Source organism: Jejuibacter sp. L23 (genome assembly GCF_050815825.1).
Classification (GTDB): Bacteria; Pseudomonadota; Gammaproteobacteria; order Enterobacterales; family Enterobacteriaceae; genus Jejubacter; species Jejubacter calystegiae.
The window spans coordinates 4589098-4614715 of the sequence record NZ_CP138199.1; the positions used below are offsets into that span (position 1 = coordinate 4589098).

At 55.1% G+C, this 25618-nt stretch carries 25 protein-coding genes and 3 pseudogenes; 17 read left to right on the top strand and 11 right to left on the bottom strand.

Going from position 1 to position 25618, the window contains the following annotated elements; translation table 11 throughout:
* Nucleotides 1–10 precede the first annotated feature (10 nt).
* From SCU88_RS21840 to SCU88_RS21855, 4 genes are all read left to right on the top strand, one after another.
* Nucleotides 11–586, top strand: coding sequence for a UbiX family flavin prenyltransferase (locus SCU88_RS21840; RefSeq protein WP_138094080.1), 576 nt, complete (start codon nt 11–13; stop codon nt 584–586).
* A 44-nt stretch (nt 587–630) separates the two neighbouring features.
* On the top strand, nt 631–1350 hold the full coding sequence (locus SCU88_RS21845; RefSeq protein ID WP_138094082.1) for a DUF554 domain-containing protein: 720 nt from the start codon (nt 631–633) through the stop codon (nt 1348–1350).
* Nucleotides 1351–1595: 245 nt separating this feature from the next.
* Nucleotides 1596–2975 (top strand): MFS transporter, encoded by a 1380-nt coding sequence (locus SCU88_RS21850; RefSeq protein ID WP_175340789.1) that lies wholly within the window; start codon nt 1596–1598, stop codon nt 2973–2975.
* Between the two features lie 13 nt (nt 2976–2988).
* Nucleotides 2989–4245 (top strand): gallate dioxygenase, encoded by a 1257-nt coding sequence (locus tag SCU88_RS21855; RefSeq protein ID WP_175340790.1) that lies wholly within the window; start codon nt 2989–2991, stop codon nt 4243–4245.
* A 48-nt stretch (nt 4246–4293) separates the two neighbouring features.
* Here the strand turns inward: SCU88_RS21855 and SCU88_RS21860 are convergent, their stop codons facing one another.
* Nucleotides 4294–5052 carry a LecA/PA-IL family lectin gene (locus SCU88_RS21860; protein WP_175340791.1) on the bottom strand — a complete coding sequence of 253 codons (759 nt, stop codon included), beginning with the start codon at nt 5050–5052 and terminating at the stop codon, nt 4294–4296.
* A 364-nt stretch (nt 5053–5416) separates the two neighbouring features.
* Entirely contained in the window at nt 5417–6604 is a 1188-nt protein-coding gene (locus SCU88_RS21865; protein WP_175340792.1) for a LysR substrate-binding domain-containing protein, read from the bottom strand.
* A 169-nt stretch (nt 6605–6773) separates the two neighbouring features.
* Here SCU88_RS21865 and galB point away from each other — a divergent pair, with 169 nt between their 5' ends.
* The 4 genes from galB to SCU88_RS21885 are packed head-to-tail and all read left to right on the top strand — an operon-like array spanning nt 6774 to nt 10189.
* Complete coding sequence (gene galB, locus SCU88_RS21870; protein ID WP_175340793.1) at nt 6774–7514, top strand: 4-oxalmesaconate hydratase; 741 nt, start codon at nt 6774–6776, stop codon at nt 7512–7514.
* On the top strand, nt 7511–8239 hold the full coding sequence (locus SCU88_RS21875) for a 4-carboxy-4-hydroxy-2-oxoadipate aldolase/oxaloacetate decarboxylase (RefSeq protein WP_138094095.1): 729 nt from the start codon (nt 7511–7513) through the stop codon (nt 8237–8239). Before galB ends, SCU88_RS21875 begins: the two co-directional genes overlap by 4 nt.
* Nucleotides 8226–9323: a 4-oxalomesaconate tautomerase gene (locus tag SCU88_RS21880; RefSeq protein ID WP_175340794.1), complete on the top strand. Its 1098-nt coding sequence runs from the start codon at nt 8226–8228 to the stop codon at nt 9321–9323. Before SCU88_RS21875 ends, SCU88_RS21880 begins: the two co-directional genes overlap by 14 nt.
* On the top strand, nt 9320–10189 hold the full coding sequence (locus tag SCU88_RS21885; RefSeq protein ID WP_175340795.1) for a DUF1932 domain-containing protein: 870 nt from the start codon (nt 9320–9322) through the stop codon (nt 10187–10189). Before SCU88_RS21880 ends, SCU88_RS21885 begins: the two co-directional genes overlap by 4 nt.
* A gap of 32 nt (nt 10190–10221) precedes the next feature.
* On the opposite strand, the pseudogene SCU88_RS21890 reads toward SCU88_RS21885, so the two are convergent.
* Nucleotides 10222–10359 (bottom strand): annotated as a pseudogene (locus tag SCU88_RS21890) (SIP domain-containing protein); the annotation flags it as partial.
* Nucleotides 10360–10369: 10 nt separating this feature from the next.
* On the opposite strand from SCU88_RS21890, the pseudogene SCU88_RS21895 reads away from it, so the two are divergent.
* Nucleotides 10370–10593, top strand: a pseudogene (locus SCU88_RS21895) (helix-turn-helix domain-containing protein); the annotation flags it as partial.
* Nucleotides 10594–10655: 62 nt separating this feature from the next.
* On the opposite strand, the gene nudI reads toward SCU88_RS21895, so the two are convergent.
* Genes nudI through SCU88_RS21915 form a run of 4 tightly spaced genes read right to left on the bottom strand, consistent with a single transcriptional unit; the run spans nt 10656 to nt 12652 of the window.
* Entirely contained in the window at nt 10656–11081 is a 426-nt protein-coding gene (gene nudI / locus SCU88_RS21900; RefSeq protein WP_175340797.1) for a nucleoside triphosphatase NudI, read from the bottom strand.
* 1 nt (nt 11082) lies between these two features.
* Nucleotides 11083–11790 carry a deoxynucleoside kinase gene (locus SCU88_RS21905; protein ID WP_175340798.1) on the bottom strand — a complete coding sequence of 236 codons (708 nt, stop codon included), beginning with the start codon at nt 11788–11790 and terminating at the stop codon, nt 11083–11085.
* Nucleotides 11787–12035 carry a hypothetical protein gene (locus tag SCU88_RS21910; RefSeq protein ID WP_431810060.1) on the bottom strand — a complete coding sequence of 83 codons (249 nt, stop codon included), beginning with the start codon at nt 12033–12035 and terminating at the stop codon, nt 11787–11789. Before SCU88_RS21910 ends, SCU88_RS21905 begins: the two co-directional genes overlap by 4 nt.
* A 35-nt stretch (nt 12036–12070) precedes the next feature.
* Nucleotides 12071–12652: a radical SAM protein gene (locus SCU88_RS21915; RefSeq protein WP_431810061.1), complete on the bottom strand. Its 582-nt coding sequence runs from the start codon at nt 12650–12652 to the stop codon at nt 12071–12073.
* A gap of 384 nt (nt 12653–13036) precedes the next feature.
* Here SCU88_RS21915 and SCU88_RS21920 point away from each other — a divergent pair.
* A pseudogene (locus SCU88_RS21920) lies at nt 13037–13381 on the top strand (YajD family HNH nuclease); the annotation flags it as partial.
* Between the two features lie 40 nt (nt 13382–13421).
* On the opposite strand, the gene SCU88_RS21925 reads toward SCU88_RS21920, so the two are convergent.
* Nucleotides 13422–14201 carry a siderophore-interacting protein gene (locus SCU88_RS21925; protein WP_175340799.1) on the bottom strand — a complete coding sequence of 260 codons (780 nt, stop codon included), beginning with the start codon at nt 14199–14201 and terminating at the stop codon, nt 13422–13424.
* Nucleotides 14202–14480: 279 nt separating this feature from the next.
* Here SCU88_RS21925 and SCU88_RS21930 point away from each other — a divergent pair, with 279 nt between their 5' ends.
* A complete protein-coding gene (locus tag SCU88_RS21930; protein ID WP_175340800.1) occupies nt 14481–15035 on the top strand; it encodes a helix-turn-helix transcriptional regulator in 555 nt (184 codons plus the stop codon).
* Between the two features lie 6 nt (nt 15036–15041).
* On the opposite strand, the gene SCU88_RS21935 is transcribed toward SCU88_RS21930, so the two are convergent.
* Entirely contained in the window at nt 15042–15959 is a 918-nt protein-coding gene (locus SCU88_RS21935; protein ID WP_175340801.1) for a diguanylate cyclase, read from the bottom strand.
* Nucleotides 15960–16302: 343 nt separating this feature from the next.
* On the opposite strand from SCU88_RS21935, the gene SCU88_RS21940 reads away from it, so the two are divergent.
* Nucleotides 16303–18315 carry an FAD-dependent oxidoreductase gene (locus SCU88_RS21940; protein ID WP_175340802.1) on the top strand — a complete coding sequence of 671 codons (2013 nt, stop codon included), beginning with the start codon at nt 16303–16305 and terminating at the stop codon, nt 18313–18315.
* On the opposite strand, the gene rlmG is transcribed toward SCU88_RS21940, so the two are convergent.
* Nucleotides 18312–19451 carry a 23S rRNA (guanine(1835)-N(2))-methyltransferase RlmG gene (gene rlmG / locus SCU88_RS21945; RefSeq protein ID WP_175340803.1) on the bottom strand — a complete coding sequence of 380 codons (1140 nt, stop codon included), beginning with the start codon at nt 19449–19451 and terminating at the stop codon, nt 18312–18314. The two genes, SCU88_RS21940 and rlmG, sit on opposite strands and share 4 nt — an antisense overlap.
* A gap of 105 nt (nt 19452–19556) precedes the next feature.
* On the opposite strand from rlmG, the gene SCU88_RS21950 reads away from it, so the two are divergent.
* From SCU88_RS21950 to sstT, 5 genes are all read left to right on the top strand, one after another.
* Nucleotides 19557–20057, top strand: a complete 501-nt coding sequence (locus SCU88_RS21950) for a YgjP-like metallopeptidase domain-containing protein (RefSeq protein WP_175340804.1) — start codon at nt 19557–19559, stop codon at nt 20055–20057.
* A gap of 107 nt (nt 20058–20164) precedes the next feature.
* A complete protein-coding gene (locus SCU88_RS21955) occupies nt 20165–21112 on the top strand; it encodes a D-2-hydroxyacid dehydrogenase (protein ID WP_175340805.1) in 948 nt (315 codons plus the stop codon).
* A 111-nt stretch (nt 21113–21223) separates the two neighbouring features.
* Complete coding sequence (locus SCU88_RS21960) at nt 21224–22222, top strand: Gfo/Idh/MocA family protein (protein ID WP_138094118.1); 999 nt, start codon at nt 21224–21226, stop codon at nt 22220–22222.
* Between the two features lie 279 nt (nt 22223–22501).
* Entirely contained in the window at nt 22502–23473 is a 972-nt protein-coding gene (locus SCU88_RS21965) for a TerC/Alx family metal homeostasis membrane protein (RefSeq protein WP_175340806.1), read from the top strand.
* Between the two features lie 257 nt (nt 23474–23730).
* Nucleotides 23731–24978 carry a serine/threonine transporter SstT gene (sstT, locus tag SCU88_RS21970; RefSeq protein ID WP_175340807.1) on the top strand — a complete coding sequence of 416 codons (1248 nt, stop codon included), beginning with the start codon at nt 23731–23733 and terminating at the stop codon, nt 24976–24978.
* On the opposite strand, the gene SCU88_RS21975 is transcribed toward sstT, so the two are convergent.
* Entirely contained in the window at nt 24975–25547 is a 573-nt protein-coding gene (locus tag SCU88_RS21975; RefSeq protein WP_175340808.1) for a YgjV family protein, read from the bottom strand. The genes sstT and SCU88_RS21975 overlap by 4 nt on opposite strands.
* Between the last annotated feature and the right edge of the window lie 71 nt (nt 25548–25618).

Genomic DNA, 25618 nt, shown 5'->3' on the forward strand with positions numbered 1-25618 from the left:
GGGAGGAATCATGAGCAAGCAACGTATCATCGTCGGTATCAGCGGCGCGTCAGGCTTTCAGTACGGCGTTAAAGCGCTTGAACTGCTGGGCAATCGGGAGCTGGAAGTACATCTGGTGATCTCTAAAGGGGCAGAGCGCACCTGCCAGTTAGAGACGGACTACAACCTGAAACAGATCATGGAGATGGCTGATGTCGTTCACGCCATCGGAAATCTGGGAGCTGCTATCTCCAGCGGTTCCTTTAAAACCCTGGGGATGCTGATAGCGCCCTGTTCCATGCGCACGCTGGGCGCCGTCGCTCACTGTCTGACCGATAACCTGCTGACCCGTGCGGCGGACGTTGTGCTCAAAGAGCGGCGTCGTCTTGTACTTCTGGCTCGTGAGACGCCGCTTAACCTGGGGCATCTGCGCAATATGCAGCAGGTCACCGAAATGGGTGGCATCGTCTTCCCACCGGTTCCAGCGCTTTACCAACGTCCGCAAAGCGCGGATGAGATTGTCACTCACAGCGTCGCTCGCGCCCTCGATCTGTTCGGGCTTGAAAACGACATTCCCCGCTGGGGCGAAGGCGCCCTCCACCACTAAACATAACAAGGGTGCCGAAGGCACCCGATAACAGGTAATCAACAATGTTAATCGGACCTTATGTTAACGGTGCCGCGGTCATTATCGGCGGTTTGATCGGCGCTATGGCAGGCAATAAGCTGCCGGATCGCGTAAAAGCCGCGCTGCCGATGACCTTTGGGCTTTGCTCAGTTGGTCTTGGGATCAATCTGGTCATCAAGGTAAAATTTATGCCAGCAGTGGTGCTGGCCATGGTCATTGGTGCCGTGATCGGCGAGCTATTTTATGTCGAAAAAGGTATTGGTAAGGCAGCCGGGATGACCCGCGGCCTGGTCAATAAATTCCTGCCCCCCGTTCAGGGCCTCAGTCATGAAGAGTTCACCGAGAAATTTGTCGCGATTCTGGTCTTGTTCTGCGCCAGCGGTACCGGCATCTTCGGTGCGATGCATGAAGGTATGACCGGCGATCCATCTATCCTGTATATCAAAACCGTACTGGACCTGTTTACCGCCGCGATCTTCGCCACCATGCTCGGCTATTCAGTCGCGACCGTCGGTATTCCGCTGGTTGTCATTCAGGTCGCGTTAGCGATGTTGGCTAACTATATTATGCCCATGACCACGCCGGATATGATGGCAGACTTCTCCTGTGCCGGGGGATTGATCATGGTCGCTACCGGCCTGCGTATTTGTAATATCAAGCTGTTCCCGGTCGCCAATATGCTGCCCGGACTGTTCCTGGTAATGCCTTTTTCCTGGCTTTGGTACGTCCTGGTTGTCAGTTAACCGCGTGTTTATGGCAGGCTTCACCTGCCATAAACAAGATGCATACCCCCACCATCCTGAATGCATAACATCTCCTTACTTACCCGCCCTTAGAGCCTAAATATTTCCACAACGCTTTGTTATTTGCTTCACAGATTAAAAATAACTCATAGGGGTAAAAATGTTTTTTGCCGGACACCGCGCCTCCGGCTGCCTTAAGTTGGAACCAGCACAACATCAGACTTCCGCTTAAGGATGCATACCCTATGAGTCATAACATTCCTGTCGATGTGAAGGCCTGGATAGACAGTCGCCCTATCGCTCCCTTTCAGTGGGGCGTCGTGGCGCTCTGTTTTCTGATTATTACCCTGGATGGCTACGACGCCGCGGTGATGGGCTTTGTCGCTCCGGCCCTGATTGAGGACTGGGGCCTGTCGCGTGCTGCCCTGGGCCCCATTCTCGGCGCCGCCATGTTCGGCGTGGCTATCGGCGCTCTGGTCGCTGGCCCACTTTCCGATCGTTTTGGCCGTAAGCGAGTACTGCTGGGCTGTGTGCTGCTGTTCGCCCTCTTCAGCCTGGCCTGTGCCGCAGCCCAAAACCCGACCCAACTGGCGCTGCTACGTTTTCTGACCGGACTGGGGCTTGGGGCAGTCATGCCCAACTGCGTCACTCTGGTAGCCGAATATATGCCCGCCCGCCGCCGCGGGCTGATGATTACCCTGATGTACAGCGGCTTTAACGTGGGTTCCGGGCTGGGTGGCTTTATTGCCGCCTGGCTCCTTTCCCACTATAGCTGGCATTCGGCGCTGATTTTCGGCGGCGCAGTGCCGCTGGTGCTGCTACCCATTCTGTTGTGGCGCCTTCCGGAATCCGCCATGAGCATGGTGGCGCGCAACATTTCCGGGGCGCGAATTGCCGCAACCCTGAATCGTATGGGCGGCGCTTTTACGCCGCAGACCCGCTTCCGGCTGGAGGCCCCTCTTCTGAAGAGCGGCAGTAAAGTTTCCGGGCTGTTCCGGGATGGCTACGCCCGTGGCACCCTGGCCCTATGGCTGACCTACTTTATGGGGCTGTTCGTTATTTACCTGCTCAACGGCTGGCTGCCCACAATTCTGCGCTCTGGCGGACTTTCGCTTCAGCAGGCAGCCATGATTACCGGACTGTTCCAGCTCGGTGGCCCGCTGGGTGGAATCATCGTCGGCCTGTTGATGGATAAAATGCAGGCCCGCTCAGTGATTGCGGCCACTTACCTGCTGGGCTGCCTGTGCCTGTTCACTCAGGGATTGATGGGTTTCGGCGCCGTGATGCTGTCAGTGCTGATTTTTATAAGCGGCATGTGTATTAACGGCGCCCAGAACGGTCTGCAAGCCTATTCACCGGCTTTTTATCAGACGGAAATACGCGCCACCGGAGTTAGCTGGATACATGGCATTGGCCGCAGCGGCGCCATTCTCAGTTCATCGCTGGGAGGCGTCATTCTGGCGCTGGCACCGGGTCAGGGCGCCATCTTTAGCGTACTGGCGATTCCGGCGCTGCTGGCGGCACTCGCTATTTTACTGCACCGTATGCGCCCCTCCTCCGGTAATGCCAGCCCCGCCGCTATGACAGGCGCTTGCGCCCTTTCGCAACACATTAATCACCGATAACTGGAGTAAGACTATGGCCCGAATCATTGGCGGAATCGCCGTATCCCACACGCCGACGATCGGCTTCGCTGTCGATCACAACAAGCAGGAAGAGGCGGCCTGGGCTCCGATTTTTAAAAGCTTCGAGCCCATGCAGCGCTGGCTTGACGAGAAAAAACCAGACGCGCTGGTCTACATCTTTAACGACCATGTCACTTCGTTCTTCTTCGATCACTACTCCGCCTTTTCGCTGGGTATCGACAGCGAATATGGCGTGGCGGATGAAGGCGGCGGGCCGCGTCATCTACCGCCCGTACAGGGCGATCCGGCACTCTCAAGACATATCGGCACCAGCCTGATGAGCGACGAATTTGATATGTCCTTTTTTATGAATAAGAAGCTCGACCACGGCCTGTTTTCGCCATTGTCGGCCCTGATGCCCTGGGAACAGGGCTGGCCGACAAAGGTGATTCCGCTCCAGGTAGGCGTACTGCAGTTTCCCATTCCCAGCGCCCGTCGCTGCTATAAGCTGGGCCAGGCGCTGCGCCGGGCCATTGAAAGTTATCCCGAAGATATCAGTGTGGCCGTCGTCGCCACCGGTGGACTGTCGCATCAGGTACACGGCGAACGCTGCGGCTTTAACAATCCCGAATGGGACGCGCAGTTTATGGATCTGCTGGTCAACGATCCCGAAAAACTGGCTGAAATGACTATCGCGGAATATGCCGAACTGGGCGGAATGGAAGGATCTGAGGTGATCATGTGGCTGATTATGCGCGGTGCGCTTTCCGCCAACGTTAGCGAAAAATGGCGTGACTACTATCTGCCTTCCATGACCGGTATCGCCACCCTGATTCTGGAAAACCAGGCCCGCACGCCGCCAGTAGATACGCTAAGCCGCCATCGCGAACAGATGGCCCGCCAGTTGGCCGGGGTGGAGAAGCTGGAAGGCACCATGCCCTTTACTCAACAGCGCAGTCTCAATGCCATTCGCCTGAATAGCTTCCTGCACCAGCTTACCGATCCGGCATGGCGCGAGCGCTTTCAGAAAGAGCCTCATGCTCTGTATCATGAAGCACAGCTATCGCCGCAGGAGCAGGAGCTTCTGAATCGCCTCGACTGGCGCGGGCTGATTCACTACGGTGCCAGTTTTTTCCTGCTGGAGAAACTGGGGGCGGTGGTTGGCGTTTCGAATCTGCACATCTACGCCGCCATGCGTGGGCAGTCGCTGGAAGAATTTCAGAAGACCCGCAACCAGCAGGTACTCTATTCCGTAGCCGGGGATAAGTAACAGAAGAAGGTATGCGGATCGCGATGATCCGCATACCACAGCGGAAAATTAGCCTTTCACAATTAATTTAACGTCATAGCCGCCAGTGTTGTTCTGATATTCGGTGGCCGGATTAATATCGTTAAAGATAAAGGCAATTTCACCGCTTTCAGGCGCCGGCCAGTCGAACTCACCGCTACCGATGCCGTAACTCTGGCTGCCAACCTGAATAATCAACGTTCCCGCGATAGCATCCGGGCAGACGAAGTTGGGATCCCGCTGCTGCGCGGAGGGATGCTGGCTGTCGCCATCAGGGCCAAAGCTGCGTCCATTGCGGTCATATTGCGCAATACCCGACGCGGCAACCGAAATTTTATCGCCTTTATTTACGGTCACACCGGTTTTGGTCCAGTTGCTGTTGGTCGCATCAACCCGGCCTTTCCACCCCCCTTTTTTAGCATTACTGACTTCCTGATAAACCACTGCATCGAAGCTGCCGCTGTTATCGGTATATTTCCCTGCGCCGTCAACCACGACCAGCACCAGCTCGCCATCCGTCGGCACGGTCCAGCGATACAGGCTATTGCCAACCGGCTGTTCGGTTGAACCAATTTTCGCCTTCAGTACCACATGTTTAGACGCGGTCAGGCTACCATCGCGGGGAATCGCGCCCTGAGGCGCCGCCAGGGTATAGTCTTCCTTACCAAGCTTGATCCAACCACTGGCAGTAATGGTGATAATATCGCCCGCCTTCAGCGTCTTACCGGTATTGACGCCCTGCTCTGCCTTAGCATCCACTTTTCCAGACCACAGCACGTTATCAGTCATAATATGTCTCTCTTTGAGATAATTAATAAAAAGGCCAACAATAACCAGCGCGGATTCCTTCAGCACATCCACATGAAATATCCCACACTGATTCAGCGGCTATTAAAAATAAACAACCAGACGACTATTTCTGCTGCACAAATAATAAGAAACCAATCCATAAAAATAACTATTCAGACAGTAGAAATATAAACAAAACTTTAGAAAATAATGAGTTAACCGGCAAACCAGAAAAAACATAAAAATAACAAAACAAACACAACGCACTGAAATTACGTGATTATTTAATTCATTTATGAGAATTTCCCCAAAATACACCTGGTAAGATTCGGGAATATCCAGAAAATTTATTAATGATTTATTTTCACTGTGAATGGGCCACCTGACGAATAGCTTCCAGCAGCGCTGCCGCAGCAGGGGATGGCAATGCTCCGATCCGGAATGTCAGACCAATCGCGCGACGAGTACCGGAAAGCGTCAGCGGTAGCGGCGCCAGTACGCCGCTTTCAATCTCTACGGCCAGCTGACTGGCTGACACCGCCGCCAGCATATCGGAATCCAGCAGCAGACCGCGTACCATGGCCAAATCGCCAGTCTCCACTCTGGGCTGCGGCGCTGGTAATCCCATCTCCCGGAAAGCCGCTTCCAGTAATTGGCGAGCTGGCGTCATCGCCCTTGGCAACACCCACCGGGCCCGGGTCAGAGCTTCAGGAGTAACAGGCTGGTGCTGCAAAGGGTGACCGACACGTGCCAGGACCAGCATCTCCTCTTCAAACAGCGGTTCAACGCTAAGATCGGTTCCTTCACAGTCGCGCAGAGCGCCGATAATAAAATCGATATTCCCGGCACGCATCTCCGATACCAGCGCATCGAAGGGGCTCTCATTGGTCATCACCCGAATGGTCGGATAGTCACGCAAAAACTGACTGACGGCGCCGGGCAACAGGCGGGTGCGGCTCAGGGGTAACGCGCCGATTCTTACCTCGCCTTCCAGAATACCGCGTCGGGCCGAGATATCGGCCGCGATAAGCCGCAGTTCATTCAGGGCCCGGCTAATGCCCGGATAGATAGCCTGCGCGGCTGGCGTGGGCATCACCCCTTCCGGGGTGCGGCGAAATAGCGTAAAGCCGCTGCCTTTTTCCAGCATCTTCAGCGCAGCGCTGACCGCGGGTTGGGTAATGTTCAGTAGCCTGGCCACGCTCTGGGTATGATTTACGCTCCACAGCATCAGGAAAATTTGCAGACGCCGGGCGTTAAACAACCATACCGGCTCCACATATTCCCGCCCCGGGCCTGCCGCGGGCTTCAGCCGTTCCAGTATGGCCGGAATGGCCTGTAACTCTTCAATAGCACGCCGGGCGCGGGGCAGAATAGCCCGACCATAATCGGTCAGGATCATACCGCTGAAATGACGTTCGAACAGCGTCACTTCCATGCTCTGCTCCAGATCGCGAATGGCACGGGTCACTGCCGACTGGGTACGAAATAAATCATTAGCTGCCCGAGAGACAGAACCCCATTTCACCACCTGGCAAAATGCACGTATCTGCATGATATTTATGCTATTAAAATCAAGAAACGATTCCACACTGCTCTCCAGAACCCGGCGTGCATTTTTCACGAACATAAATAAAAATCATAACCGGCGCAAATAAAATGATTACCCACGCCCCAGCTCCCAATGACAAGCTTTTCATCAAATCACAGAGGGAGTTTCAGCCATGAGCCATTCGATTACTCAAAAAAGCGCGCTGGTGGTCAGCGCCCATTCAGCGGACTTTGTCTGGCGTGCCGGCGGCGCTATTGCGCTACATGCCAGCCAGGGTTACCAGGTACATATCGTCTGTCTGTCATTTGGCGAACGCGGCGAGTCGGCAAAGTTGTGGCGACTGGGGGAGATGACCGAAGAGAAAGTGAAAGCGAAACGCCGGGAAGAAGCCCAGGCCGCCGCTGAAATCCTCGGCGCCGACATTGAGTTTTTCGATATGGGAGACTATCCGCTGCGGGCCGATAAAGAGAGCCTGTTCCGGCTGGCGGATGTCTATCGCCGTATCCAGCCCCATTTTGTTCTGACCCATTCAATGCAGGATCCCTACAACTACGATCATCCCCTGGCATCTAATCTCGCCCAGGAGGCACGCATCATCGCTCAGGCCGAAGGCTATCGGCCCGGCGAAAAAGTGGTGGCAGCGCCGCCTGTCTACTGCTTCGAACCTCATCAGCCTGAACAGTGCAACTGGAAACCGGACGTACTGCTGGATATCACCAGCGTCTGGGATAAAAAATATCAGGCGATCCAGTGTATGCAGGGCCAGGAGCACCTCTGGGAGTATTACACCCGGGTGGCGCTGCAGCGTGGCGTACAGGCCAAACGCAATATCGGTATTACCGAAGCCCGCAACATTACCCATGCCGAGGGGCTCCAGAGCATCTTTCCACGCGTCACGGAGAATCTGTCATGAGCCTGATTAACAAAAAAGGGGTGGTGATCCGTACCCTTCCGCGCAGTGAACCCGCCACTCTAAAGCAGTTTGCCGGACTGGGGGTCGCCACGGTTCACGAAGCCTGGCAGCGCCAGGGGCTGATGCACCATGCCATTCGCCCTGTTCAACAGGGAAAGGCCGTGGCCGGTAACGCGGTGACCGTACTGGTCGCCCCCGGAGACAACTGGATGTTCCACGTGGCGGTGGAACAGTGCCGCCCCGGCGATATTCTGGTGGTCTCCCCGACTTCACCCTGCGGCGATGGCTTCTTCGGCGACCTGCTCGCCACCTCACTTCAGGCTCGCGGCGTTATTGGCCTGGTGGGCGACATTGGCATTCGCGACTCTCAGACCCTGCGTGAAATGGGCTTTGCCGTCTGGTCGCGTACCGTCTTTGCCCAGGGGACCGTAAAAGAAACCCTGGGTTCGGTTAACGTCCCCATCGTCTGCGGCGGTCAGTTGGTCACCCCCGGGGATATCATTGTTGCCGACGACGATGGCGTGGCCGTGGTCCCTCACGCCGAACAGGCAGAGGTACTTCGCCGGGCACTGGCACGGGAAGAGAACGAAACCATGAAGCGCGAACGGATGCGCAACGGTGAACTGGGGCTGGATATTTACAATATGCGCCCCCGGCTGGCGGAAAAGGGGCTGAGTTATTACGACACGCCGCAGCAGGCGGAGGATGACGATGGCGCAGCGTAAAATTCCTTGTCTGCTGATGCGGGGCGGCACCTCGAAGGCCGCCTGCTTTCTGGCAGACGATCTCCCGGATGATCCAACGCTGCGCGATCGGGTACTGCTGGCGGCTATGGGTTCACCGGATCCTCGCCAGATAGACGGCATCGGCGGCGCCGATCCGCTGACCAGCAAGGTTGCCATTATTCGCCGCTCCGCCAGAGCGGATGCCGATGTCGACTATCTGTTTGCGCAGGTGAGCGTCGATCGGGCTGTCGTCGACTACGGTCAGAACTGCGGCAATATTCTGGCCGCCGTCGCCCCTTTCGCCATTGAGTGTGGCCTGCTGCCAACAACGCCCCCCTTAACCCGGGTGCGCATCTATATGGAAAATACCGGTCAGACCGCCGTTGCCAGCGTGCCCTGTCGCGGTGATGAGGTCGAGTACGCAGGCAGTCTCCACATCGACGGCGTTCCCGGCGGCGCCAGCGAGATCCTGCTCGACTTTCCGGACGTCGCCGGTTCAAGCTGCGGTGCCCTGCTGCCCACCGGCAATGCCAGCGATCGCTTCGATGACGTGGCGGTAACCTGTATTGATAACGGAATGCCGGTGGTTCTGGTACGAGCGGCGGATCTCGGACGTACCGGCTATGAAAGCCGCAGCGAACTGGACGCCGATGAAGAGCTAAAGCAACGGCTGGAATCCATTCGTTTGCAGGCGGGGCCACGCATGGGGCTTGGTGACGTCGCTGAACGCAGCGTGCCAAAAATGACGCTACTGGCTGAGCCGACCCACGGCGGCACAATCTGTAGCCGTACCTTTATCCCCCATCGTTGCCATGCTTCCGTAGGCGTTTTTGGCGCCGTAAGTATTGCCAGCGCCTGCCTGGTGCCTGGCTCCGTAGCCCAGGGGTTATATCGGGGGGATATCCCAACCGAAGGCGACCAGCACATCAGCGTAGAGCACCCCAGCGGAGAGTTCAGCGTAGTGATACGCCGCAACCAACAGGGCGAACTGGCAGGCTGCGCCCTGCCGCGCAGCGCCCGGCTGCTGTTTGCCGGTTATGTCGCCATTCCGGGCGCGCTCTGGCCCGTGAAGGAGGTTTTATGACACGGATAGCCTTTATTGGTTTCGGCGAAGCGGGCGGGGTTCTGGCTGAAGAGCTGGCTGCCCGGCATCGCATCAGCATCTGGGACTGCAAACTGACAGGCGAACAGCGTACGGTCATGCAGGCCAGAGCCCGGCGGGCCGGCGTTCAGGCTGCGGATTCTTTGGCGCAAGCGCTATCAGATGCAGAACTTATCTTCTCAACCGTTACCGCCGATGCGGCACTGGAGGTCGCACAGGAAGCTGCGTCGCTGCTGAGCCACGGTCAATGTTTTCTCGATCTTAACTCCGTCGCCCCCAACACCAAACGCTGCGCCGCTCTGGCTGTTCAGCACGCCACCTATATCGATGTCGCCGTAATGGCACCGGTACCGCCGTCGCGGCTGGCTACCCCCATGCTGGCGGGGGGCCAGGGCGCGGATGCACTGTGCGAGCGGCTAAAGGGTATGGGGCTGAATATCCGCTACGGTGGTGAAGCGGTGGGTAAGGTTTCTGCCATTAAAATGTGCCGCAGCGTCATGATCAAAGGGCTGGAAGCGCTGACCACCGAATGCCTGCGCGGGGCACGAAAATATGGCGTGGAACAAGAGGTGTTAGCCTCGCTACATGCCAGTTTTCCATCGCTGGGCTGGAACGATACCCTGCCGGATTATCTGATTAGCCGGGTTGCCGAACACGGCCGTCGCCGGGCCGCAGAAATGCAGGAAGTGGTGAAAATGCTGCAGGATGGCGGTATGACCGGCGAGATGAGCATGGCCAGCGCCGCCATACAGTTAGCGCTGGTGGAGGCGATGGCCCATGCTCAACTGGACTATGCATCACTGGAGCCGTTCTGCTGGCAGCGCCTGGCGGACAGCCTGGAAACCTGAACCGCGCCGACGACCAGCAGCGCGGTTTGTTATCAGACTTCTTTCTCGTGCCAGTACGCCACGGCGCGCAGGCGCCGGGCGTCAAACTCCGGCGTCTCGAAGCGGCTGCTCAGGCGCTTCACGGCTTTACCTTCCCCGGTTACCCACAGGAAGTAGTCATCCGTCGGGATAGAAGCTACGACCTTTGCTGAATTCAAGGGCTATCTGATACGCCTTCGTACCCGGGAGGGTATGGCAATTTCGCATGCAAAGGGGAAACGTTGGGTAAATAACCAAAACTGTCTGATAAATAACAGAAAGAGCTGTGCCGGATACATCAAGCCGGGTGGTACTCAATCAGCGATCTCGCTGAGTTATTTTCAGTCGCACGGTCGAGTGTTTACCAGACACTTTCCCGTATCAAGATGATGCATCATTATCAAACAAATATTATCCCCGGCCTTAAAACCGGGGATAACCCATTAAATTAAATGATCCCTTTTTGGGTAAAAGTGACCCTGATTGCTTCATTTAAATCCATGCTTTTTATAGTTTCAGGAGACACCCATATAATCTCCTGAAATTCTTCGTTAAATGTAATATCTCGATTAGCACTAACACAATCGAAAATAAGATAAATCATATAAATATCTTCGGTTGTACCATCTGGATACGTTTTAGTACGGATGTCGTCACGAAAAGCCCACGGCTTAATATCGGTGATAAGCAGTTTATCACCTAACTCTTCCATAATTTCGCGTCTGAGGGATGTTTCCATCGTCTCCCCGGGTTCCATTCCTCCACCAGGTAGAGCCCACTGTCCAGGGAAAACGCCACGATCAGAAGCCATTTTACAGAGCAGAAACTCACCGTCATTTTGTATAACAGGGCACACGATCATTCTCTGGCGCATTTTATCTCCTTAATAACATTGCTTTCTGAAATATCAGATCAGAAAAGGTATCAATCTCATCAGGATGATGGCAAATCATCACCCGTTGACGAAGATGTTCCGGAAGGTTATCAACAAAATGCCGGTATTCCGAATACCAACCTTTTATCCATTTAAGTTTCATATCCTCATCAGGAAATTCCTGAGGTCGGATACCATGCATTTCGTCATCATGGAGATGGGCGAGTGAATGATCTACAGGGTAATCTATAAAAACTATAACATCAGGTTCGGTTAGCAATTCGTTGATTCTTTTCCAAAGGTTAGTGTAAGTATCATACTGCATTTTGCTAATATATTCAGCTTTGAACATGAAGTTTATAAAAATATAATCTTCAAGATGAGAACGTTCCATTATCAGATTAAACCCTTTATCCAGCCAGGATTTAATAATAAGTGCACGCTGTATCATAAAGTTGAGCTGAATAAGATAACCATAATTGCTTGTGTCATCGAATAAATAAGGCAAAAGAGAATGATGAACACTTTTTTCATCTATAGCGACAGTATACGAATCTTCCTTAAACAAACGTGAAGACAATCGTTTTAGGAGGGTACTTTTACCTACCCCTGAGTTTCCGGAAAGGCATATATAAAGAGGAGGTCGTACCTCATAACACTCTTTTTTATCTGCCGACCATGGATCCATATAAAGATAGTTATATCTCATGAGATGAACTCCCGTTCCTCCAGCCAGAACCTATTGTTTTCACATTTTCTCATGATTTCATTATTTCCAAAAATTGCTTTTACAATTTTGTCAGGTGCGTCTGTTAACATATTACCCAACAGAGTATAGTTTTCACCATCAGGAATAATGATGTCACAATTTGGCTCCATAACAACATTGGCTTTGTCCCTTTCTTCGAAGGTTGCCCAGCTGATGGGCATGCCGGGATGTTGTTTTTTCAGCATATCCATTTTAGATATAGACACATCTGTATTAATTTCTAATTTATCTCTTTTTTCTTTCCCAACCCTAGTGGGCAGAATTGATAAAACCGCCACGCCTGGATCTTATAGGGAATATTTTCAACCCAACTAACAATATCGCTCAGCAGATTAGCATTTGATTGAGAAACCACTGTAGTGAGTTTTATATTAATACGGTTATTATTATCCGGAAGCCATGTTAGTATATTTTCGATAACTCTGTGCCGGTTACTCATTTTATCACTACGAATATCTGTGTTTACATGCCTGTCAATACCATCAATTGGCATTCCTACCCAATCCAGAACCTGATTTAACCTCTCGTGATCCATTATGAAGCGGTGTCCAACTGTGGAGAGATAGGTCATAAACCCCATCTGTTTCGCATATTCAATCAGATTAATATAATCTGCTCTGGATGTCGGTTCACCACCAGTAAAACCTATACGGCGGAAACCCATTCTATACATACGGTTAATAACATTAAGGGCACTGGAGAGAGAAGAATCTTTGATACCAGGGTTACGAAAACACAGATCACATCCGAGATTGCAATGTGATGTTATTCTAAAATCCAGAAGCAGCTTGCTAATATCCATAACTAGTTCCTCTGATCGTTGAATTTAAACATCAAACACACACAATTTAAATGGATATAGCACCACAATACGCTCATACTGGACAGGTTTAAAGCTTAAATATAGTATAGTTTTGTTTATCCTCAGATCAGCTTAGCAGCAATGCCTGGTGGCTTCCGGCACACTCTTGGTTTTGCCTGATACGGGCTACGGAAATTTCTACGGTTCCGCCCCTAATGATCATCAGCGCAACTTTCCCCTGGTAATGAGTCATGCCTGCCTGACGCTGATAATGACGGCTAAAATCAGTACGCTGAGCTTATCCCCGTTCTCTTTCTGTTCCATTAACGATAGATTAGAGGCACTATCGTAAAATTATCTGCAGATAACGGATAACCCCGACAAATGGCACTGATCCCCAAAAACTACGCGCGGCTGGAAAGCGGCTATCGCGAGAAAGCACTAAAAATCTATCCGTGAGTATGCGGACGCTGCGCGCGGGAGTTTGTCTATTCCAACCTGCGCGAACTCACGGTTCACCATATCGATCACGATCATACCAACAACCCGGAAGATGTCAGCAACTGGGAATGATTGTATCTGTACTGCCATGACCATGAACATTCGAAGTACACCGAAGCGGACCAGTACGGTACCAGCGTGGTGGCGGGGGAAGATACGCAGCAGGATGTCGGCGCCGCAACCTATAATCCGTTTGCCGATTTAAAGTCGATACTGAATAGCAAAAAATACTGCCAGCAGCGCCGCCCGCAGACGGTGCTGCTGAGTATCAGGTCTCTTTCTCGTGCCAGTACGCCACGGCGCGCAGGCGCCGGGCGTCAACTTCCGGCGTTTCGAAGCGGCTGCTCAGGCGCTTTACGACCTTGCCTTCCCCGGTTACCCACAGGAAGTAGTCATCCGCAGGTATCTCCAGGGTTTCCAGGCGACGAACAATGGCCTGCTCATCGTCGGCCGCGACCCATTCAATATCAAAGTCGGACAGATGCGCCAGATAGGCTTTGCTGGCCGGATCGTGAATAGCAACGATGGCCGTCACCTTTACCCCGCTGGCCAGACGGCTTAGCGCTTCCAGACGGCGGCGCAGCGCCGGCATTCCGGTTTCATCGCAGACATAAAGCTGCCAGCCGTAGTTTTCGGGAACAATCAGCGAACCGCGCGGGCCGCCGGCGAACAGCGTATCGCCCGGTTGCACTCGTTGCGCCCAGTCGCTGGCGACGCCGCCGTCGTGAATAAAGAAATCGAGCGCCAGTTCGTGGCGCTGCGCGTCATACAGCGGGGTGTAGTCGCGCGACGGCGGGCGTTCATCGCTGCTCCAGATAATCCCTTCATCCGTGGCCTGGGGAGCGGTAAAGGTGGCGGGATCGGTGGGGAAAAAGAGTTTGATATGATCATCAAACCCTTGTGAGACAAAGCCTTCCAGCTCCGGGCCACCCACCACCACGCGCCGGAAACCCGGGGCGATGGTTTCACTACGCAGTACCGTCAGGGCGCGGAACCGTAGTTCGTTACGTACCCGACGCGGAAGATTCTCGTTTTTCTGTTCAGCCATCGTTTCTCTCTTCAACCGTAAAAGGACTCTTGTGCAGGCATGCTCACTGGCGCCCGCATCCATTAGATATATCTAAACTTCAGTGTAAGTGATAATGATTCCTGATTGCGTTAAATGCAACCTTTTTTTGATATAGCCATTCAGACGGCAGAACTCTCGTTGAGAAGTACATTTAATCTCTTTATTATCAAGTGATTAACATAAAATCCCGCATACTTCATTGCATATGGATTATATTTAGATATAAATAGATATATCTATAAAACAGGACATCACATCATGCGAGACAGCGATAATCCCTGGGGCTCCGTTGCCAGTGAACTGAGCCATGAAGCCTCCCGTCACGGGCGCGGAGGCCGACACGGCAAGCGCCCGCGCTTCTTCGGCCACGGCGAACTGCGCCTGGTCATCCTCGACATCCTGACCCACGGCGCCAGCCATGGTTACGAGCTAATTAAAGCCATTGAAGGGCTGACCGGCGGCCACTACGCGCCAAGCCCGGGGGTTATTTATCCCACTCTCGATCTGCTGGCCCAGCAGCAGTTCATCAGCATCAGCGAAGAGGAAGGCGGCCGTAAGCGAATTGCCATTACCCCTGAGGGAGAAACCTGGCTTGCAGAGAATCGGGAACATCTGACCCATATCCACCAGCGTCTGAAAGCGCGGGCCGTGGGCCATCAGTTGCGCAAAAACCCGCAGATGAAGCGGGCGCTGGAAAATTTTAAGGCGGTGCTCGATCTGCAGGTCAATCAGGGTGAGTGCGACGAAGCGCGACTAAAGCGCATCATCGCTGTGATTGACCGGGCGGCGCAGGAGATAGCCCAGCTTGAGTAACCCCGGCTAGCTCACATTGATGAACTCGCCTTTCGGGCCGGTCACAATACAGCGATTGCGGCCGGTGGTTTTGCCGAAATACATCGCCTTATCGGCGCGGCCAATGGCTTCGTGCAGGCTTTCATCTTCCAGAATCGGCGTCAGGCCGCCGGTGACCGTCACCTGAATTTCTTCGCCATCGCGCTTAATGGGGCGCTGCTCCAGATAGCGACAGATACGGGCACCGGCCCGGGCCGCTTCCCGCTCGTTATCGGCTTCCAGCAGCATCACAAACTCCTCACCGCCAAAGCGATAAATGCCCTCTTTGCAGCGGGTTCCCGCCTTCAGAGTCAGCGCCACGCTGCGCAGCACCTCATCACCGGCATTATGGCCCCAGGTATCATTAATGCGCTTAAAACGGTCGATATCCATCATCAGCAGCCACAGCTGTTTATCCTCACGCCGACAGCGCTGGCGACGTAGGGCGAAGTCGCTGTATAACATCTGACGCAGCGGTAATCCCGTTAGGGTGTCGTGCAAATTTCTTAATGAAAATAAATAGACCTTATAGCTATCGATCGCCTGAATAAATTCCTGCTGAGCCTTTAAATAATCATCCAGCAGTTCACTCGTCACCGTCGAAGCAATAATCACATTAATTAACAAGCGCGCCTGGTGATGGACAATCTCGTGCCATCGATTAATTTCACTAATAAGTTCAACCTGTAAATCGTCCATTTCCGCCTGCGCAGCCAGCCAGTAACTAAAATGGCAGCGCTTGTGGGACTCAATATGGATCAGATCGTCATCAGGTTCACCGCCCAGCAGCTCCAGGCGCAGCAGCTTTCCGGCCCACTCATAGTGATTTTTAATCGCCAGATTCAACTCGCCCAGAGCCCGATCGATTTCATTGATATTCGTATTGGTCTTACATCCATTTACCATGGGTCACATCCATCATATCTATTTACACCAGGACAACGCCTGTCGGCGAAAATGAATATAGGAATAAACTCATGAAATAACAAACACAGGAAAGCACCCAATGATCCCGTAATAAGATAAGACTTACCAAATAAGATTACTTACAGACAAATAATTACATTTGTTTTCTCGGACAAAGAATGAAATATTCGCGTATTTTAAGCGTCGATATGGTGTTCACCCCTTACAGCATGCGCCCTGCGTGAATTCCGTCACAATCCTTCATCACCAACAGGCTCGATCGCCAACGGAGGATTATCCTTAACTCATCCGACCACATAAATTGTTCGCACCGGAATCAATTATGCGCTATCCCACACTGTTCACGCCGCTGGATTTGGGCTTTATCACATTAAAGAACCGGGTTTTGATGGGTTCAATGCACACCGGGCTGGAAGAGCGCCCGGACGGCGCCGAACGCCTTGCCGCTTTCTATGCCGAACGGGCGCGCCACGGCGTGGGGCTGATTGTAACCGGCGGTATCGCCCCCGACCCCAGCGGCGTCACAATGCCAGGCGGCGCGCTGCTCAACGCCAGTAGCCAACTGCCCCCCCACAGGACCATCACCCGGGCCGTTCACCAGCACGATGGGCGCATCGCGTTGCAGATTCTGCATACCGGGCGCTACAGCTATCAGCCTCATCCGGTGGCGCCTTCTGCCCTGCGCGCCCCCATCAACCGCTTTACCCCCCACGCCCTGACGCCCCGGGAAATCCGCCAGCTTATTGACGACTTCGCCCGCTGCGCCATGCTAGCCAGGGAAGCGGGCTACGACGGCGTGGAAATTATGGGCTCAGAGGGCTATCTGATTAATCAGTTCCTGGCAGCCCGTACCAATCAGCGTAGCGATGAGTGGGGCGGTGACGCCGAGCGTCGGATGCGCTTCGCCACGGAAGTGGTGCGTGCGGTACGCGCCAGCGTAGGGGATGATTTTATTATTATCTGGCGCCTGTCGCTGCTGGATCTGGTGGAAGGCGGCAGTACCTTTGAAGAGTCCCTGACGCTGGCCCGCCGCCTGGAAGCCGCAGGTATCACGCTCATTAACAGCGGCATCGGCTGGCATGAAGCACGTATCCCCACCATTGCCGCCTCGGTGCCGCGCGGTGCCTTTGCCTGGGCGACCCGTCGCCTGAAAGAACAGGTGAACCTGCCCACCATCGCCACCAACCGCATTAACGATCCCGGCGTGGCCGAGGCGATCCTTGCCGCCGGTGACGCCGATATGATCTCCATGGCGCGTCCCTTCCTGGCGGATCCGGCTCTGATCAGCAAGGCACAGGCCGGGCAGGAGGCGGATATTAACACCTGTATCGGCTGTAATCAGGCCTGCCTGGATCAGGTGTTCGCAGGTCAGGTGAGCTCCTGCCTGGTCAACCCGGTCGCCTGCCACGAAACTCTGCTGACACCCGCGCCGCTGGCTACCATCAAAAATCTGGCCGTGGTGGGCGCAGGTCCGGCCGGGCTGGCTTTTGCTATCAATGCCGCTCAGCGCGGCCATCGGGTGACGCTGTTCGACGCAGCGATGGAGCCCGGCGGTCAATTTACTCTCGCCCGCCAGATTCCGGGTAAGTCGGAATTCAACGAAACGCTGCGCTATTTCCACAACCGCCTCCATCATCTGGATATTCGGCTGTGTCTGGGCCAGCGCGCAGATCCTGAAGATCTTAAGGGCTTCGATGAGATCGTACTGGCCTGCGGCATCCGCCCCAGAACGCCCGATATTCCCGGCATCGGGCACCAGAAGGTGCTCAGCTATCTGGAGGTGCTGCGCGATAAAAAACCGGTAGGCAAGCGGGTGGCGATTATCGGCTGCGGCGGTATTGGCGTGGATACCGCGCTCTGGCTCAGTCAGAGTGCGACTCCGCAAAGCATTCCCGCCTTTTGCAGCGAATGGGGGATCGACACCGATCTCCATCATCCTGGCGGCCTGCTGCCGGCAGGCGCCCGGCCACACCCCAGCCCGCGCCAGATTGTGATGCTCCAGCGCTCCCCCGGTCAGCCGGGCGCAAAACTTGGTAAAACCACCGGCTGGATCCACCGACTGACGCTGAAAACCTGCGGCGTGGAGATGCTGTCCGGCGTGGCCTATCTGGGAATTGATGACGCGGGGCTGCACATTGATACCCCGCAGGGCCTGCGCACGCTGGCGGTGGATAATGTGGTTGTCTGCGCCGGTCAGGAGCCGGAACGTAGCCTGGCGCAGGCACTGGCCGGGGATCCCCGACCGATGCATCTGATTGGCGGTTGTGATGAGGCCCGCGAGCTGGACGCGCGTCGGGCCATCGAACAGGGCACCCGACTGGGGATGACGATTTAACGCGCCTTGCTTTTACGCTGCTTCACGGCGCGCAGAATCACAAATTTTTTGTTGCTGGCAACGACGGCGCAGTTGCCAAACAGCTTTTTCAGCTTGCGGTGATAGTCAAGGTGACGGTTGCCGACAATGCGCAGCTCGCCGCCGAATTTCAGGCAGCGCCTGGCATCCTGAAACATCTGCCAGGCGATATAGTCAGTAATGGCGTGCTGCTGATGAAACGGCGGGTTGCAAATCACCGCGTCCAGGCTTTCCGGCTCACCGCCCGCCAGCGCGTTATTGACCACAAAGCGGCTGCGGGTCCGCGCCTCTGGCAGGTTGTGCTGAACGTTAAGTTCGGCGGAAGCCACGGCCATATAAGACTCATCCACAAACGTGACCGTCGCATTGGGGTTCTGCGCCAGTAGCTGCATACCGATAACCCCATTGCCGCAGCCCAGATCCACCATCTCCCCTTCCTGATTTTCTGGCAGATGCTGCAAAAAGAAACGGGCGCCGACATCCAGCCCGGAACGGGCAAAAACGTTGGCGTGGTTGTGAATCTGCCAGGGCGTGCCATCCAGCGCCCAGGTGTGGGTCAGCGCCGCTTCATCAAGCGCTGGCGCGCTCCAGGTGCAGTGAATCAGGCGCGCCTTTTTCCATGCAAGCGAAGTGCTGGTCGGCCCCAGGATGCGCTCAAACAGTGCCAGGGTGGAATTATGGATATCGCGCGTTTTAGCGGCGGCAATGATCCGGGTTTCCGGCGTCACCACAGCCCGCAGGGCACGTAGCTGATGTTCCAGCAGCGCCAGTTGTTTGGGCACCTTGATAACCACCAGCGACGGCGCCTGGGGCAGCGGCGCCAGGCTATCCTGCAGCGTCACCGTCGATTCATCCAGGCCGTTCAGCCGCAAGTTCTGGCGCGTTGCCTGTTGAGTAATAAAGGAGTCGCTGACGCAGACGGGATGGTGCTGTGCCAGCGCACAGGCCAGCGCACCGAAGGCATCATTAAAAATTAACAGCGGGCCTGTGCCCGGCTCCCCTGCCTGCTGTAGCAGATATTCATCCGCCGCTTCCCACGCCTGTAGCGGCGAAGCATCATCAGTTGCGGGAAGACGCTGCAACGTCAGTTGCTGTCCCCCCAGTTCCACCTGGCTCATCGACCCCTCCGGATGATAAAATCCACACCCTAAACAAAACGCCAGAGTATATCTGAAAACCCGGCGCTTGCGGGAAACGCGGCACATAACGATAGCGGAGACAGCATGACGAAGCTCACTTACCTACAGGGCTACCCTGAGTCGCTACTGGCGCAGGTGAGTACCCTGCTCGATCGGGGCAAACTGGGCGCCATGCTGCAAGCGCGCTATCCGCAACATCATGATGTCGCCAGCGATAAAGCGCTTTGGGACTACGTCCAGCAGATCAAGAACCGCTACCTGCGCAGCGCGCCGCCCATCAGCCGGGTGATGTATGACAATAAAATCCACGTCATGAAACATGCGCTGGGGCTACATAGCGCCATTTCCCGGGTTCAGGGCGGAAAGCTGAAAGCCAAAGCGGAAATTCGCGTCGCCACCCTGTTTCGCAACGCGCCGGAGCCTTTCCTGCGGATGATTGTGGTTCATGAACTGGCCCACCTGAGAGAAAAAGAGCACAACAAGGCCTTCTATCAACTGTGCTGCCATATGGAACCCCAGTACCATCAACTGGAGTTTGATACCCGTCTGTGGCTAACCTGGCGCGACCTGCAGGCGGCGGGATAATACCCCTTCAAAATTTGGTTTTTACCCGCTCAGCCTGGATCTATATGCTGAGATCGTCCCGTTCCCTGATTTCAGGGTAGATCAAACACAATAAACCAGGAGACAGCATGAAGATCGTGACGCTCGACGGCGATACCCTTCCCTTACCGATCCCTCAACCCGACTGGTGCGACGAGTGGGTTTATCGCGGCAGCACCGGGCCCGATGAACTGACGGATGCGCTGCGCGGCGCAACCGTAGCTATCACCAATAAGGTGCAGCTACGGGCGGATGTGCTGAAAGATCTACCGGATCTACGCTATATCTGCGTCGCGGCCACCGGTTATGACTGTGTGGATATCGAAGCCTGTAGCCAGCAAGGCATCGCGGTCAGTAACGTACCGGGGTATTCCACCAACAGCGTGGCCGAAACCGTGATCGGCAACATTTTCGCCCTGCGTCGTCATCTGATCGAATACCGCCGCCGTTCCTTTGCCGAATGGCAGAGCGCCCCCCACTTCTGTATTCAGGGACCGCTGATTCGCGATTTGCAGGGCGCTACCTTAGGCGTCTTTGGCCGGGGTGCTACCGGCCGTGCCGTGGCGCAAAAGGCCGAAGCGCTGGGCATGAAGGTACTGTTCGCCGAGCATAAACAGGCGTCTCAGGTACGCGACGGTTACACCGCCTTTGACCAGGTGCTGGCCCAAAGCGACGTCATCAGCCTGCACTGTCCGTTAACGCCCCAGACCCGTCACCTGTTCGATGCCGCCACCCTTAGCGCCATGAAGCCCGGCGCGCTGCTGATCAACAGCGCCCGCGGTCCGCTGATTGACGAAGCGGCGCTGGCTCAGGCGCTACGCGACGGCACCCTGGGTGGCGCGGCGCTGGATGTTCTGTCGGAAGAGCCGCCGCGCAGCGGCAGCCCGCTGCTGGAAACCCATCTGGATAACCTGATTATCACTCCCCACGTTGCCTGGGCCAGCGAAGCCAGCGTGGAAAACCTGATTCAGGGCCTCAATGATAATCTGGCCGGATGGCAGGCTGGCTCCCTTAAAAACCAGGTCAATCGCACCTGATACGGATACCGCTTTCCCACCATGTGATGGGGAAGCGGTATAGCGCACAGGTTTTCACTGAACAACCTGCTACGCTATCCGTGATTCAGGCTTCGGAGAACATCCACAAAAATGATACGCCTTGCCGTGATAGGGACTAACTGGATCACCCGCCAGTTTGTCGATGCCGCCCATGAAAGCGGCCTGTATACCCTGACTGCTGTCTATTCACGAACCCTGGAGAACGCCCACGACTTCGCCCGGGATTATCCGGTCGACAGGCTGTTCACCTCTCTGGAAACCCTGGCGCGTAGCGACGCCGTCGATGCCGTCTATATCGCCAGTCCCAATTCCCTGCATTTTTCGCAGATCCAGTTAATGCTCAGCCACGGTAAGCATGTGATTTGCGAAAAGCCGCTGGCTTCGAACCTCCAGGAAGTAAAAGCCGCTATCCAGCTGGCGCGCGACAACCAGGTCGTGCTGTTCGAAGCGTTCAAGACCGCGTATCTGCCCAATTTTGTGGCGCTGCGCCAGGCGCTGCCGCGGGTCGGTAAGCTGCGGAAGGTGCTGTTTAACTACTGTCAGTACTCTTCGCGCTATCCGCGCTACCTGGCGGGCGAAAACCCCAATACCTTTAATCCGGCGTTTTCCAATGGTTCGATTATGGATATCGGCTACTACTGCCTGGCCACCGCGCTGGCGTTGTGGGGCGAGCCGCATTCGCTACAGGCGCATGCCACGCTGCTGGAAAGCGGCGTAGACGGCCACGGTAGCGTGCTGATGGACTATGGCGAATTCAGTCTGACGCTGCTGCACTCCAAGGTGAGCGACTCCACGCTGCCGAGCGAGATTCAGGGGGAAAAGGGCTCGCTGGTGATTGAGCGCATTTCAGAACTACAGCGCATCACCTTTATTCCTCGCGGAGGAACGCCCCAGGATCTGACAGAGCCCCAGCATATCAACACCATGTTGTATGAAGCAGAGGTCTTCGCCCGACTGGTGGAAGAACGCGAAGTGAACCACCCGGGCCTGCAACTCAGCCGCAGTACCGCGCGCCAGTTGACCCGAATCCGCGCTCAGACCGGCGTGGTGTTCCCGGCGGACGGGGTGGATATCCAACACTCAACGTAAAGCTGGGTAAATAAGCGGTAACAGAATATTGACCCGGCTTGCAGCCTCGCCTATGGTAGTCGACGCAAAGGGGAGTAACTTCATTGCCGGTGGATCGTCATTACGAAACATTTTGTTTCCGGTCGCCGGGCAATGTGGACAATTTTCTATACTCAGGTATGAAGAGTGTAGTCCGCGTTGTAAGTGAGACCTTGCCGGAAGGCGAGGTGTAACTGCAACGCAGCAATTGCGGCTAACGTCTTCCGACGTTGGCCGTTTTTGTTTTTGAAGGAACTCTCTATGAATACTGTCGGCACCCCCCTGTTATGGGGCGGATTCGCTATCGTGGTCACTATCATGCTGGCTATCGACCTTCTGCTTCAGGGCAAGCGCGGCGCGCACGCGATGTCGATGAAGCAGGCGGCCGCCTGGTCTGTCGTCTGGGTGTCCCTCTCTTTACTGTTTAACGCCGCCTTCTGGTGGTATCTGGCTGGCACCGAAGGACGCGCAGTGGCGGATACCCAGGCGCTGGCCTTCCTGACCGGCTATCTGATTGAAAAGGCCCTGGCGGTGGACAATGTCTTCGTCTGGCTGATGCTGTTTAGCTACTTCTCGGTTCCCGCCGCGCTACAACGCCGGGTATTGATCTACGGTGTACTGGGCGCCATCGTGCTGCGTACCATCATGATCTTTACCGGTAGCTGGCTTATCGCTCGCTTCGACTGGATCCTCTATCTGTTCGGCGCCTTCCTGCTGTTTACCGGTATTAAGATGGCTATCGTCAAAGAGGACGACGAAGGCGGCATTGGCGATAAGCCGCTGGTGCGCTGGCTGCGTAGCCATTTGCGTATGACGGACACCATCGAAAACGAGCACTTCTTCGTGCGTAAGAAGGGCGTGCTGTTTGCCACGCCGCTGCTGCTGGTGCTGATTATGGTGGAGCTGAGCGACGTTATCTTCGCGGTGGACAGCATCCCGGCCATCTTCGCCGTCACTACCGATCCCTTTATCGTTCTGACCTCGAACCTGTTCGCGATTCTGGGTCTGCGTGCCATGTACTTCCTGCTGGCGGGGGTTGCCGAGCGCTTCTCGATGCTCAAGTACGGGCTGGCGGTGATTCTGGTGTTTATCGGTATTAAGATGCTGATTGTCGACTTCTATCACATCCCCATTGCCATCTCACTGGGCGTGGTGGGCGGTATCCTGGCGCTCACGCTGCTGATTAACGCCTGGGTGAACAAGCGTAATGACGCTAAAAAACAGCTTCAGTAATCGAATCGGGGCGCCTGCGCCCCGTTTTTCACTGCCATACCAGGTTATTAAATAAGCAAATATTAATAAGCTGTGAGTTTGACGTTATAAAATCTGCCATTCCGCACAAATATTAGCACTCCCCTCTTTCCGGATTGCCGCATTTCCTTATACTCGAACTGGCAAACACGCATTTTTACATCCTTTCACAATTACAAAGAGTACGGAAAGTACGCGCGGAAAGGCAGTAACGTTTCAACATCACAGGACGGTTTATAATGGCTACACAAAATGCATCCGGAAGGCTGTTCCGGCGACTGACGCAGGGCAGTCTGGTAAAACAAATTCTGGTCGGTCTGGTACTGGGTATACTGCTGGCCTGGATCTCTAAACCCGCAGCCCTTGCCACCGGGTTACTCGGTACTCTGTTCGTCGGCGCCCTGAAGGCCGTGGCGCCGGTTCTGGTGCTGGTACTGGTGATGGCCTCTATCGCCAACCACAAGCAGGGGCAGAAGACCAGTATCCGCCCGATTCTGATCCTCTATCTGGTGGGCACCTTTGCCGCGGCGCTAACGGCGGTGGTAGTGAGCTTCCTGTTCCCTTCTTCGCTGCATCTGGTGACTGGCAATACCGATATCACACCGCCTTCCGGTATTGTGGAGGTTCTGAAGGGACTGCTGATGAGCATGGTTTCCAACCCCATCGACGCCCTGCTTAACGCCAATTACATCGGGATTCTGGTCTGGGCCGTGGCATTAGGCTTTATGCTGCGCCATGCCGGTGACACCACCAAAAACCTGATTAACGACTTTGCCGAAGCGATAACCCGTATCGTCAGAGCGGTAATCCGTTTCGCCCCCATCGGTATCTTTGGTCTTATCGCCTCGACTATCGCCAGCACCGGTTTTGACGCACTCTGGGGCTATGCCCAACTGCTGGTGGTGCTGATTGGCTGCATGTTCTTTGTGGCGCTGGTTATCAACCCGCTGATGGTGTGGTACAAAATTCGCCGTAATCCTTATCCGCTGGTATTCGCCTGCCTGCGCGAAAGCGGCGTCACCGCCTTCTTTACCCGCAGCTCCGCCGCCAATATTCCGGTAAATATGTCGATGTGTGAAAAGCTGAAGCTGGACAGGGATACCTATTCGGTCTCTATTCCGCTGGGCGCCACCATTAATATGGCGGGTGCGGCGATTACCATCACGGTGCTGACCCTGGCGGCGGTCCATACTCTGGGCATTGAAGTGGATCTGTTTACCGCCCTGCTGCTGAGCGTGGTGGCCGCGATGGGCGCCTGCGGCGCTTCAGGGGTGGCGGGCGGCTCGCTGCTGCTTATTCCGCTGGCCTGTAATATGTTTGGTATTCCCAACGATATCGCCATGCAGGTGGTAGCAGTCGGCTTTATTATCGGCGTACTTCAGGACTCCTGCGAAACCGCACTGAATTCTTCCACCGACGTGCTGTTTACCGCCGCCGCCTGTCAGGCGGAAGAGCGCGCACTGGCGAACAGCGCACAGCAGGGTTAACCCGCACGGCCTCCGTCCGCCCTGGCGGAGGCCTGTTCTATTACCGCCCGCTCCACCCGAAAGGGATCGATACCCCGGCGTTGCATACGCCGAAAACGAATAATATTCAGGCCGTTCATCACCAGAAAACTCGCTTCTATCAGCGTTCCGCCAATGGAGCCCAGCCAGAAGTTATGGACAACCCAGCAGACGGTGGAACACCAGATAATGCAGCGCATCCCCAGACCGTGCCAGCGAAACAGCGCCCAGGTGCTGACGGTGGTCCCCACAATGGGTAGTAACTCCATGGGATGTTGCAATTTCGCCAGACCCAGCGTCAGGGTCAGGGCAATAAAAGCGGCCATCACCCACAGGCTGCGGGTACGCAGGGTAATCAGGGTGCGTAGCGCATTCAGCCCGGCGCTCATACCGGCAGGCCAGGCGCCCATCAGCACAAAATGGCAGGCGATCACCGCGCTGTAACAGGAAAGCTGCTTCTTAAAACGTCGCTCATCACGATTGATAAAGGTGGTGATACCGATAATAAAGGCGATGATGCCGACCCCCTGGGCCAGCCATTCCAGGTTCATGGATACTCCTTTAATCCGCGCTAACGCAAAAACGGCGCCTCACAAAGTGAAACGCCGTTTTATACCATACT

What these genes read in the sequence shown, in the direction of transcription:
- SCU88_RS21915 (WP_431810061.1), bottom strand. Translation starts at nt 12,652, where the DNA reads ATGGATATTAGCAAGCTGCTTCTGGATTTTAGAATAACATCACATTGC.
- SCU88_RS21860 (WP_175340791.1), bottom strand. Translation starts at nt 5,052, where the DNA reads ATGACTGATAACGTGCTGTGGTCTGGAAAAGTGGATGCTAAGGCAGAG.
- SCU88_RS21950 (WP_175340804.1), top strand. Translation starts at nt 19,557, where the DNA reads ATGACGAAGCTCACTTACCTACAGGGCTACCCTGAGTCGCTACTGGCG.
- rlmG (WP_175340803.1), bottom strand. Translation starts at nt 19,451, where the DNA reads ATGAGCCAGGTGGAACTGGGGGGACAGCAACTGACGTTGCAGCGTCTT.
- SCU88_RS21910 (WP_431810060.1), bottom strand. Translation starts at nt 12,035, where the DNA reads ATGCTGAAAAAACAACATCCCGGCATGCCCATCAGCTGGGCAACCTTC.
- SCU88_RS21955 (WP_175340805.1), top strand. Translation starts at nt 20,165, where the DNA reads ATGAAGATCGTGACGCTCGACGGCGATACCCTTCCCTTACCGATCCCT.
- SCU88_RS21930 (WP_175340800.1), top strand. Translation starts at nt 14,481, where the DNA reads ATGCGAGACAGCGATAATCCCTGGGGCTCCGTTGCCAGTGAACTGAGC.
- SCU88_RS21965 (WP_175340806.1), top strand. Translation starts at nt 22,502, where the DNA reads ATGAATACTGTCGGCACCCCCCTGTTATGGGGCGGATTCGCTATCGTG.
- SCU88_RS21905 (WP_175340798.1), bottom strand. Translation starts at nt 11,790, where the DNA reads ATGAGATATAACTATCTTTATATGGATCCATGGTCGGCAGATAAAAAA.
- SCU88_RS21925 (WP_175340799.1), bottom strand. Translation starts at nt 14,201, where the DNA reads ATGGCTGAACAGAAAAACGAGAATCTTCCGCGTCGGGTACGTAACGAA.
- galB (WP_175340793.1), top strand. Translation starts at nt 6,774, where the DNA reads ATGAGCCATTCGATTACTCAAAAAAGCGCGCTGGTGGTCAGCGCCCAT.
- SCU88_RS21865 (WP_175340792.1), bottom strand. Translation starts at nt 6,604, where the DNA reads ATGCAGATACGTGCATTTTGCCAGGTGGTGAAATGGGGTTCTGTCTCT.
- SCU88_RS21880 (WP_175340794.1), top strand. Translation starts at nt 8,226, where the DNA reads ATGGCGCAGCGTAAAATTCCTTGTCTGCTGATGCGGGGCGGCACCTCG.
- SCU88_RS21875 (WP_138094095.1), top strand. Translation starts at nt 7,511, where the DNA reads ATGAGCCTGATTAACAAAAAAGGGGTGGTGATCCGTACCCTTCCGCGC.
- SCU88_RS21960 (WP_138094118.1), top strand. Translation starts at nt 21,224, where the DNA reads ATGATACGCCTTGCCGTGATAGGGACTAACTGGATCACCCGCCAGTTT.
- nudI (WP_175340797.1), bottom strand. Translation starts at nt 11,081, where the DNA reads ATGCGCCAGAGAATGATCGTGTGCCCTGTTATACAAAATGACGGTGAG.
- SCU88_RS21940 (WP_175340802.1), top strand. Translation starts at nt 16,303, where the DNA reads ATGCGCTATCCCACACTGTTCACGCCGCTGGATTTGGGCTTTATCACA.
- SCU88_RS21885 (WP_175340795.1), top strand. Translation starts at nt 9,320, where the DNA reads ATGACACGGATAGCCTTTATTGGTTTCGGCGAAGCGGGCGGGGTTCTG.
- SCU88_RS21855 (WP_175340790.1), top strand. Translation starts at nt 2,989, where the DNA reads ATGGCCCGAATCATTGGCGGAATCGCCGTATCCCACACGCCGACGATC.
- SCU88_RS21975 (WP_175340808.1), bottom strand. Translation starts at nt 25,547, where the DNA reads ATGAACCTGGAATGGCTGGCCCAGGGGGTCGGCATCATCGCCTTTATT.
- SCU88_RS21935 (WP_175340801.1), bottom strand. Translation starts at nt 15,959, where the DNA reads ATGGTAAATGGATGTAAGACCAATACGAATATCAATGAAATCGATCGG.
- SCU88_RS21840 (WP_138094080.1), top strand. Translation starts at nt 11, where the DNA reads ATGAGCAAGCAACGTATCATCGTCGGTATCAGCGGCGCGTCAGGCTTT.
- SCU88_RS21845 (WP_138094082.1), top strand. Translation starts at nt 631, where the DNA reads ATGTTAATCGGACCTTATGTTAACGGTGCCGCGGTCATTATCGGCGGT.
- SCU88_RS21850 (WP_175340789.1), top strand. Translation starts at nt 1,596, where the DNA reads ATGAGTCATAACATTCCTGTCGATGTGAAGGCCTGGATAGACAGTCGC.
- sstT (WP_175340807.1), top strand. Translation starts at nt 23,731, where the DNA reads ATGGCTACACAAAATGCATCCGGAAGGCTGTTCCGGCGACTGACGCAG.